This is a genomic window from Bacteroidota bacterium (assembly GCA_039111535.1).
Classification (GTDB): domain Bacteria; phylum Bacteroidota; class Rhodothermia; order Rhodothermales; family JAHQVL01; genus JBCCIM01.
The window spans coordinates 1-10,294 of sequence record JBCCIM010000219.1; the positions used below are offsets into that span (position 1 = coordinate 1).

Sequence of the window (10,294 nt, forward strand, 5' to 3'; positions counted from 1 at the left end):
CAACAGTGCAACCGCTGCATCTTTCAACGCAGACCTTTCAGGCGCTGCTGATGCTGCACTAGCAGTACTCGCGTCAGGCTTCCTCGCGCCGGCAACGGCAGACGATCCTGCGTTTGGCCTCCTCGCTGTGTTTGCAGATGGCACAACAGCACTTCTGCCAGCAATTGACCCGCCACCAGGACCAATGGCAAAATTGCAGGTGATCCACAACTCACCATACGCAGAAGCCGCAGTTGTTGACGTTTATATTAACGATGCGCTTGCACTGGACGATGTAGCGTTTCGCGATGCTACCGGTTTCCTGGAGCTGCCGGCTGAAGTAGCTGTGAAACTCGACATCGTTGGCGGATCTGCTGCTGACAACTCAGCCCCTGTATTTACACTTGATCTGCCAGACGGTCTGCCTGCAGACGCTACGCTGATGGGTATCGCTGCCGGCGACCCGCTGGCGCGTATGGGCAATCCTGCATTTGATATCTTTATCGCTGCAGCACGTGAAGCAGCTGCGACAAGCGGCAACGTTGAAGCGCTCATATTCCATGGCGCTCCAGATGCACCGACAGTAGACGTTGTAGCGCGTGGCGCTGGTATTCTGGTTGATGACATCTCCTTTGGTGAGTTCTCAGCAGACTACTTGTCTGTACCGCCGGCGTCTTACGACCTTGATATCCAGACGGCAGACAACAGTGCAACCGCTGCATCTTTCAACGCAGACCTTTCAGGCGCTGCTGATGCTGCACTAGCAGTACTCGCGTCAGGCTTCCTCGCGCCGGCAACGGCAGACGATCCTGCGTTTGGCCTCCTTGCGGTATTTGCAGATGGTACCACGGCACTGTTGCCGGCGATTGATCCGCCCATGCCAGGTGTTGCCATGGTGCAGGTTGTACACAACTCACCTTATGCTGAAGCTGCAGAAGTTGACGTTTATATCAACGATGAGTTGGCCCTGGATGACTTTGCATTTCGTAGCGCCACAGGCTTCCTCGAGTTGCCAGCCGGCGTACCGGTGAAAATTGACGTAGCTGCTGGTGCATCTACAGACAATTCAGCGCCGGTATTCACCCTGGATCTCGCTGACGGTCTGCCGGAAGCGACCCTGCAGGTAATTGCAGCAGGCGATCCGCTGGCACGTGCTGGCAATCCTGCGTTTGATCTGTTCATTTCAGCTGCACAGAAAGAAGCTGCTTCTAGCGAAAGCGTAGACCTGTTGGTTTTCCATGGTTCTCCGGATGCACCTGCGGTAGATATTGTAGTGCGCGGATTGGGAGCTGTGCTTGACGACATCGCCTTTGGCAACTTCAGCGACGGGTACCTGGCTGTACCGGGGGCCCGCTACGAAATCGACGTAGAGACCGCTGATAACAGCGTAACAGCTGCGTCATTCGAAGCAGACCTTACAGGCGCAAACGGCGCAGCATTGTCTGTATTGGCTTCAGGCTTCCTCGCGCCGGCAACAGCTGACGACCCGGGCTTTGGCCTGCTGGCTGTCTTTGCTGATGGCACAACAGCGTTGCTGCCTGCACTCGTGCAAGACGTAACCTTCACGCTGATCGACGCTATTACAGATGAAGCTGTAGCTGCTTTCGATCCAATGCCGCAGGATGCTGTGCTTGACTTGAGCGCACTACCTAGCTACGTAAACATCCGCGCCAACATCGCAGATGCCAACAGCGTTCGTTTTGACCTCAATGACATTGAGAACTACAGAACGGAGCAGGTAGCACCATACGCACTTTGTGGCGACATCAGTGGCGACTACCTGCCGTGTCACTTGCCACTTGGCGAGCATGTTGTAACAGCAACCGCATTCTCTGCTTCTGGAGAAGCCGGCGTTAGCGGCGACATTGCGTTCAGCGTAGTAAACAATGGCAACGCGGTAACAGCTTTCATGCTGGTAGACGCTGATACGGATACCGACCTGTTCTTGCTCGAAGACGGCATGACCCTCGACTTGAGCACGGTACCCGGTCACTTGAACGTACGCGCAGAAACGGGTGACAAAGTAAAAAGCGTTGCTTTTGAAATGAATCCAACGCCGTTTACGCGGACAGAAAATGTGACACCGTTTGCACTCTTTGGCGACCAGTCTGGCGATTACGCTGCCGGCTCATTTGCCGATGGTGAAAACACAATCACAGCAACGCCATACTCAGAGACCCGCGAAGGCGGTGAAGCGGGTAGCGCACTTTCAATCACCTTCACGGTTACCAGTGGCAGCACAAGCAAAGACCTCGTTCATACGGGTCATTCTGAGGAAGGCGAACGTGAAAGTGGTGGTGATACCATCGCACTCGACGATGAGAACTTCGACGAGCAGCCTGGTTCATTCAAGTTGGGCAACAACTACCCGAATCCATTCAATCCTACCACAACGATCTCCTTTACCCTGCCAGAAACGGCTGAAGTGAGCTTGTTGGTGTATGATATGCTTGGACGCGAAGTAAGAACCCTCGTGAATGGCACGCTTGCCTCAGGTGTAAACGAAGTTGTGTTTGACGCAGCTGGTCTGCCTACAGGCACCTACCTCTACAGGCTTACAACGCCTCAGGGTAGCTTCACCAAAACCATGTTGCTGGTGAAATAGTAAATTTCGCATGGTAGATAAAAGGCCGGCAGGAGTTTTCCTGCCGGCCTTTTTAGTTTTTATAGCTTGTCAGGCGCATCTAGCGTTGCATGCAGCAGGTTAATTACAGGCGGAAAAACCATTATTTGTGTGGGCGTGAATAGGGGTTGTCATATCCAGGTTCGATACTAACTTTACATGCACGCTGTTGGCGTCTCTGTTTGTATGATAGCTAGCCACTTTACATAACCTCACAGAATCACATGAGTAATGCATTTATCCCGCGTATTGGCGGTGTGCTGAGCGCCGACATTGCCGTTCCTGAACATGAACGTGAAGCCCGTTTCTATGCACGCGTGCTCAGTACAGGTGAGAACCCGTACTGGCGAAAGGACCTGATGAACAATCTGGGGATGCCTGTGATAGGTCTGGGGGTACGGACGCCTGCGTATGCTGATCTCCCGCTTCAGTGGATGCCCCACATCCAGGTCGCCGATGTGGCAGCCAGTGCAGCGCGTGCCGTCGAATTAGGTGGCCAGGAGCTTATGCATGGCAAAGATGGCGATGGAAAGAGCCAGTGGGCTGTGCTCCTGGACCCCAATGGCGCTGCGTTTGGCATTGTCCCTGTAGTTGCTGCTTCAGCAATCCCTTCCATTGAAGCAGGAACCACTGCGGACGGTAAAATGCACGTGGGAAGTATCGCCTGGCTTGACCTGACCGTTGCCAACGCTGCAACAACCCGAGACTTCTATGTTCAGGTGATCGGCTGGTCTGCTGAGGATGTCGCGATGAAGCATGATGGTGAGCAATACGCCGACTACAACATGCTTGCTGGTGATGGACATCCTTTGGCCGGTGTTTGTCATGCACGTGGTATGAATGCGGATGTACCGGCTGTTTGGATGCTCTACCTGCCAGTCGACGATCTTGGTGAGAGTCTTCGTCTTGTAGAAGAAGAAGAGGGTAAAATCATCAAAGCTACCAAAGGGCGCGACGGCGACTACGCGTCTGCTGTGGTCGAGGACCCGATAGGCGTGTGTCTGGCTTTGGTGTCAATTTGATTTCTCTTAAGACGCCAGTGAAGTGAAATCACCACTAAAGGCTAGCAGGTGTGTACTTGCCGGCTTTTTTGTGGAGATTAATGCCGGCGTTAGCTGGTACCCTTTCTTGCCCAATACCTCTCGTCGTTTCTATATCTCGAATGATCGTGTCCTGCACATTATGGATCAACAGAGGGACGATATTTTAAATCCTTAGCTATATTGTGGTGTTAAAACGAGTCACGCCACCCTCAATTGGTCGATGAAGCAAATAGAACCTACGCCATACTATTTTGACGACGATGGGATAACCCCTAATAATCAGTTACCTGTACTTGTCTATCGAAATGCCATTCGAGATTTGACTGTCGAATATGCAGACTATTTTGAAAAGACCTTCCAGTCAAATAATTGGACCAACAATTGGCGGGACATCATTGCGTCACGAGATCACTACCACAGTACAACCCATGAAGTACTCGGCATAAGTAGCGGCTCCGTCCGATTAAATCTCGGCGGGCAAAACGGTACTGCAGTTGAGGTGACGGAGGGGGATGTTCTGGTTATTCCTGCAGGTGTTGGGCATTATTCGCTGGTTACCCATGAAAATTATCAGGTGATAGGCGGATATCCTGATGGGGGAGACTGGGATATGATTTACAACGAGCCGGAGAAATATCTGAAGGCAAAAGAGGAAATTGCACAGTTATCAATTCCGAAAACCGATCCAGTTTATGGCCATGGGATGTTCTTGGCAAAATTCTGGGGGAGGCTATAATCTGCGTGGATACGTTTATGCGCAGAAGCAAAAAGGGACGCTGTCTTTATAAGTTTATAGGCTTGGGTGCGTGAATGTGGAGTTTTTGATTTACGGGGCGGTATTGGGCCTTTCAGCAGGGATAGCGCCCGGCCCGCTGTTGGCGCTTGTCATTTCCCAAACACTTCAGCATGGGACCCGTGAAGGGGTACGCATAGCTGTGTCTCCTTTGATTACGGATGCACCGGTAATCTGCCTGGGTCTTGTTCTCTTCACCAGCATGGGCAGTCCTGACTTTATGCTCGGGATTGTATCTTTCTTTGGGGCTGTTTTTGTCGCGTATATGGGGGCAACCAGTATGCGTCAGCAACCCTTTGAGCTTGATTTAAGTCGACAGGCCCCTCGCTCTTATTTAAAGGGCGCCCTTACCAATGTGTTAAGCCTGCATCCCTATCTGTTTTGGTTTTCTGTCGGCGTCCCCACAATGCTAAAAGCCCATGCGTTCTCGTTGTTATCTGCTGTGGGATTTGTCGTGCTTTTCTATGTGTGTATGGTGGGCGTAAAAGTGGTACTCGCACTTTCGGTAGGCCGATCGCGTCATTTCCTGACAGGGGCCAAGTACCTGTGGACAATGAGAATCCTCGGTGTGTTACTGATTGGTTTTGCAATCGTACTGCTCTACGATGGGCTTTTGTTGATCGGGTTTGTTAAATAGAGATAAGTGGAAAATCCGGCAGACGTATTTTCGACGTAGCTTTGGACGTTGACAGGAGATATTGGTATGTCTTTTTTAGCATTGGGCAGCATCGCTTTGCTACAGCTGCTATCCATGATGGTGCAATTGGTGGGGATAAGCACAAGGCACAGCGCACACCCTGATTCGTGAATCCGTTCAAATCAACGTTGTCCACGACTGCAACGCCGGCATAAAGCCATTGAACCAGGGTGTGCCTGTACTAGAACTGGGCGCGGAGTGAAATAGCTGTCATTGTACCGGGCATGGTACGTTCGATGCGTTCAAGGGGGAGTGAAGCATCCGTTGGATTGATGAAGCTCCAATCCACGACGTTTTTCCGATTGAGGACATTAAGTACGTCTGCCCGCAGTTGTATGGTCACATCGTTGAACATCCGCTCATATGCAATACCAAAGTCTACCTGGTAATGTGGCGCCATTTTGTGCGCAGACGGATTTGTCAGGTCGTACGGTGCGTACTGCTCCCGATCGGGATTGTGCGTGGCCAGGTAATCGTAATAAGCCTGCCGAAAGCCCCAGGTCCTTCCCCAGATGCCGTGGGCGCGCAAGGAGGTAGATAATTGTTGTGTAAACGCATGCTCGTGGCTCAGACTGAGTCGGTGTGGCTCGTTCCACGCTGTGGTTTCTAGCCGGTCATCAAACAGTTCGGGATAACGGCGCTTTGCTTCACTATAGCTGTAGCTCAAGCCGACAAGACCGCGCCGGTACTGCTTCTCAACAAAAATACCACCACCATACGCAAAGCCGTCAGACTCTTCGATGTAAGCACTCTCGGGTACCGAGTCCTGGGCATCAATAATTCCCGGTACCAGCAGCGAATGATATTTCAAGGACAGAATCTGTGGCTGGTCCTTGTAATACGACTCAATCCGGAAGCTCCAGCCTTCAGTCGGGACAACAAGGAAATTGGCTGTGTAGTGAATCGCCTTTGGTGGCGCAAGGGTTTCGTCGATGGGGAGCCAGAAACGAATCGACGGTACGGCAGCACTAGGTCCAACACTACTCAAGTCAAACTGATTGACATATTGCCTGTAAACGCCGGCTGCCAGGTGCAATGCATAAGAACCGATGCTGCTACTGGTTACATCGTGTCGAAGCGAAATTCGCGGTTCAAAATACACTTTCTCCCGATCCGGGAGGTAGGTCAGGCGCGTGCCGGCTTCAATGTTTGTATTTAGGCCAATTGCAATTTTGTCGTGCACATAGCCGGCTGCCCGCCAAGTGTCATTTGCCGTTTCAAGTCGAGCAAAGAACGGGCTATCCAGGCGGAACTGGTTGGAAACAGACGTTGCCTCAATACCGGTAATGAGGTGATGATTTTTCGCAACACTCAATTCGAGCTGTGCACTGAGTGTCGTTTCACGAATCCGGTTTTTATCGTCTGGCGTATCTCCCGTATTCAGTTCGTTTGTGAGCGCTTGCTCGATGCCGGCTGTGTCGATGTTGTCTGGCAGCGTGATCGCATTACTGTCGATCATGTTGTAGTTGTGCCGGAGCGTATGCAAGCTGTTGCTCAATTTGAGAACGCCCATGGCACGTGCGCCGAGAAGCCATTCGTGTTTGAGCACCGCGGTCGTATTGGTCCACCGATACTTATCGCGTGTGAGCAGAATGAAATCTGCCTCTGCTACATTAGAAGCAGCAGCGGACAGAAGCTCAGTACCAATGTTGTTTTTACCCTGGTAAGCTGAGAAGTACAGCTTGTGGAAAGGATTGATTGTTATGCGGCCGGCTGCGTGCAAATCAGAAAAACTTACATCAGAACCATGCCGGTGCGGTGTGAAACTCAGCGCGGTAGCATCTACACCAAGCGCTGTTGCAGAGAGCTGGGGATCAATGGTGTTCCAGTCCTGGAGCATGCCATCAAGTGTGTTGTATTTATAAAGGTCCCACACGCTTGTTCTGCCAGCAACCATGAATGCGCTTTCTGCACGGCCTGGTAAATCGAAGCCAAAGCTTACGCGACCATTTGCACTCACCGGATCGAGCTGCAGTGTGACATTGTCGCCGTCTTTGGGTTCAATGTGTTGCTGGGCAGAAATGATGCCGGCAAGCTGGCTGCCAATAGGTGCGCCAAATCCAGCTTTGTGTACGGTTAATCGGCCTATTGCAAGCGGACTAAAGGCGCCAAGCAGGCGGCCCAGGCTAACCGGTTCAAAGACTGGTGCGCCGTCAAGCTGAATCTGGTGTTCGCTTGATTCGCCGCCCTGTATATGCAAATCAACATACGGCGGGCGAATGCCAACAGCCATGGATGCACCGGCGTTGTACAGGACGTCATCAGTTCCCTGGAAGCCAGAACGTGAGAAATTTTCGGGGGTAAGCTTCTCCGCTTTAAGATCAACAGAGGGAAGGCGTTGCTGGAGTCCGTTTACAATAATAGGGTCAGCAACAATAGGAGAGGGTTTGAGGGCGATGCTCTTGCGGATACGACCTTCAGCCGGAATCCAGACGCTGTCGAGTGCTGGTTCGTAACCTACATACGTAGCCACAACTGCATGCGTACCTTTTAGCAAAGAGGTAAAGCTGAACATGCCGGCGCTGTTTGCTGCTGTACCCGTGGAGGCATCTGCCAGAAACACGTTGGCGTAGGGGAGGGGTTCACCCGTTTCAATATCGACAACGATGCCAGCCAAGTCGCCATACTGCGGTTCTTCTTGCGCACGCTCGACCAGCACATAGGTACCACTCGAAAGCTGGTAGAAATCCAGTTCAGCAGCCTCGGTAATACAGCGCAAAATGTTTTCAGCAACTTCATTTCGTGAATTACAGAAAATGGTCTGGTTGCTGATCAGTATGGGATCGTACAGCAGGTTCATCTTTGTGGTGAATACCAGCTGCTCGAGTGCTTGCTCAAGCGCTACTTCGCGTAGAACAAGGGTGTACGTTTCCTCTTCATTCTCTTGTGCCAACACAGGCATGCAAAAACTGCTGCTCATCAACAGGATGAGCAACAGTGTTGGTAGGAATGAAGGAATCCTATCCATTCGCATATTATTATCCAGAATTGATCTTCGCTTAAGAACTACGGGGGATCGCTAAAAAATCTCGTATCCTCGGCTTGTTAACCGGTAGTTTAGCGCCTTGGATGTGCAAATGTCGTCCAATATGGTCTCGATAGTACCAGGTTTGGCCAACATAATTGTCAGTGAATCATCCAGGGTAGACAGGTTCTGTACGGTAATCTCAACATCAAATCTACGTTCCAGTTCTTCAAACACTGACTTAAGTGATTCGTTGTAGACAGAGAATCCTGCTTCGCGCCAAATTAACGTTGCGTTGATATCCGCTTGCTCCACACTTTCAGGCATGGGGTTAGCTCCCTCTACAACGATTCTATGACCCGGTTCACTCAAAATCAATGTTTTGTTAGGGTTCTGGTTTGCAGTCACAGCAACCCGTCCGGACGCCAGCGTTACAGCTGTACTATTTAACGTTTTTGACCAGGAACGGACGTTAAATTCTGTCCCCAAAACGCTCACTTCAGCATTAAAAGTCTGTACTGTGAAAGGCACAGTAGATTTGTGAATTTTAAAGTAAGCTTCACCTTCAAGTGCGACATTGCGCAGCTTGGGGGCAACAAAGGGGATAGAAGAGAATCCGCGTTTGTACGTCAGGCTTGCACCGCTGTTGAGCTCAACAGATGATCCATCTGGCAAGTTTACAGCTACAATTTGTCCTGGGATACCTGTTTCAGTAACAGGCACGTTCCAGTACCACAAGCCTGCAAACATCAAAATGGCAAAGGAAGCCGCCAATGCAACCCAACGGTTGGTGCGTACAAGCCGAAGGCCAGGCTTGGTAGCAGGCCGGTCAACATTGATGCTCCGTAATGTTGTCTTATGGGGTACACTGGGTGTCTTGATGTCATCTGCAATGCGCGCTTTAAGGCGCATCCACATTTCTTCTTTATCTTTATCAGCGCCGGCCTGTGGTTTGGCCTCCGCTTCACCAATCAGGTCCCAAACACGCGACAACTCTCCCTGCATAGGGGAGCCATCTTGCGAGATTGCCTTCTGGACCTCGATCGGCAAACTATTTTTATTATTCGCGTTCATTTTCATGAGTCCAACAAGCTCGGTTCATATCCTTGAATTTGACCGTGGATGTACTTTAAAGCCCGGACGAGGTGGTTATTCACGGTTCGCGGAGAAACATCCATTATTGCAGCTACTTCCTGGTGACTAAGTCCCTGGTAGCGGCTCAATATCAGCGCTTCTCGCTGCCGTAAAGGCAACTCATTAATCCATTCATCCATTTTATCTTTCAATATCCCTGCCGCAAACGTATCGTCGGGTGCAGTAATTTCTCTGCCGCCGCGCTCCGGAAGCGTTGCAAGTTTGGCATCTCGCGATACCTTGTCGCGCTGATGATTGAATGCCAGATTTCTGACAATCAGGTACAGCAACGATTTGAGAGATTTATTAGGATTCAGGGTTTCTCGCTTTTCCCAAAGTTTCAGGAAAGTCTCCTGAACCAAGTCAAGTGCAACTGGCCGGCTCTTGATCAAATACATTGCATAGTTTAGCAATGGGTCGTAGAGTTGTGAAAACACCTCTTCGAACGCAGAGTGATCTGAAGCCTTCAGCCTGTTACACCAATCAGAAAATCGATCCTCAGAAGCCATATTGGGCTTTTTCGTAATCCCCTTATTGGTGGTTGGTACTGAACTATAAGCTAAAACGATTGATTGAGACACAATGATTTTGGTAAGGCGTGCTTTCAGTGATTCAACATATCGTTGTTTTGAATGCAGTACCCGGTAAGCGGAGCGTGTGACTACCGCTGTTTTTGATTAATCATTGATTCACAAAAATATGCGTGCCAGGGGTAGACACGCAGTTCGGATGTGTTAAACTGGCACGCAGCGGATTGATCCAGCTGCAGCGCGTGCCTTGATCAAATTGTTACCCTTGTTGAGCCGGCCTTCAATTCGGTCCTTTTCTTTGTCTCCTGAAAAAGTAAAGGCTTTGTCGAGGAAGACGGTATCGCCTTCAAGAAGTAATTTGGCTTCAATTTGCGGTTTTAATCGCAAAGCAAGCTCACTGCCGCATACGGAGAAACGCGCATCGTCAAATTGCTCAATTTCAAACGAGACGTCGCAACCCTGGGCTTCCGCTTCGATGGTTCCTTCGATATTGGTCACCGTTGCTTCGCCGCTGTGGAAGGCGAGTGTGG

8 protein-coding genes are annotated in these 10,294 nt (G+C 50.7%); 4 read left to right on the forward strand and 4 right to left on the reverse strand.

Annotated elements, in window-relative coordinates; genetic code table 11:
• The 4 genes from AAF564_23240 to AAF564_23255 form a co-directional block, all read left to right on the forward strand.
• Nucleotides 1–2,584: DUF4397 domain-containing protein (locus tag AAF564_23240; GenBank protein MEM8488482.1), on the forward strand; the 2,584-nt coding region annotated here is incomplete at its 5' end.
• 242 nt (nucleotides 2,585–2,826) lie between these two features.
• On the forward strand, nucleotides 2,827–3,624 hold the full coding sequence (locus tag AAF564_23245) for a VOC family protein (protein MEM8488483.1): 798 nt from the start codon (nucleotides 2,827–2,829) through the stop codon (nucleotides 3,622–3,624).
• A 241-nt stretch (nucleotides 3,625–3,865) separates the two neighbouring features.
• Nucleotides 3,866–4,381: a cupin gene (locus AAF564_23250; GenBank protein MEM8488484.1), complete on the forward strand. Its 516-nt coding sequence runs from the start codon at nucleotides 3,866–3,868 to the stop codon at nucleotides 4,379–4,381.
• Nucleotides 4,382–4,457: 76 nt separating this feature from the next.
• Entirely contained in the window at nucleotides 4,458–5,075 is a 618-nt protein-coding gene (locus tag AAF564_23255) for a LysE family transporter (protein ID MEM8488485.1), read from the forward strand.
• Between the two features lie 241 nt (nucleotides 5,076–5,316).
• Here AAF564_23255 and AAF564_23260 read toward each other — a convergent pair whose 3' ends face one another.
• The 4 genes from AAF564_23260 to AAF564_23275 form a co-directional block, all read right to left on the reverse strand.
• Nucleotides 5,317–8,109 (reverse strand): carboxypeptidase-like regulatory domain-containing protein, encoded by a 2,793-nt coding sequence (locus AAF564_23260; GenBank protein MEM8488486.1) that lies wholly within the window; start codon nucleotides 8,107–8,109, stop codon nucleotides 5,317–5,319.
• Nucleotides 8,110–8,154: 45 nt separating this feature from the next.
• Nucleotides 8,155–9,180, reverse strand: a complete 1,026-nt coding sequence (locus AAF564_23265) for a FecR domain-containing protein (protein MEM8488487.1) — start codon at nucleotides 9,178–9,180, stop codon at nucleotides 8,155–8,157.
• Nucleotides 9,177–9,743, reverse strand: coding sequence for an RNA polymerase sigma-70 factor (locus AAF564_23270; GenBank protein ID MEM8488488.1), 567 nt, complete (start codon nucleotides 9,741–9,743; stop codon nucleotides 9,177–9,179). The genes AAF564_23265 and AAF564_23270 overlap by 4 nt, the downstream gene beginning before the upstream one ends.
• Before the next feature lie 225 nt (nucleotides 9,744–9,968).
• Nucleotides 9,969–10,294 (reverse strand): hypothetical protein (locus tag AAF564_23275; protein MEM8488489.1); only part of this gene is annotated, 326 nt, incomplete at its 5' end.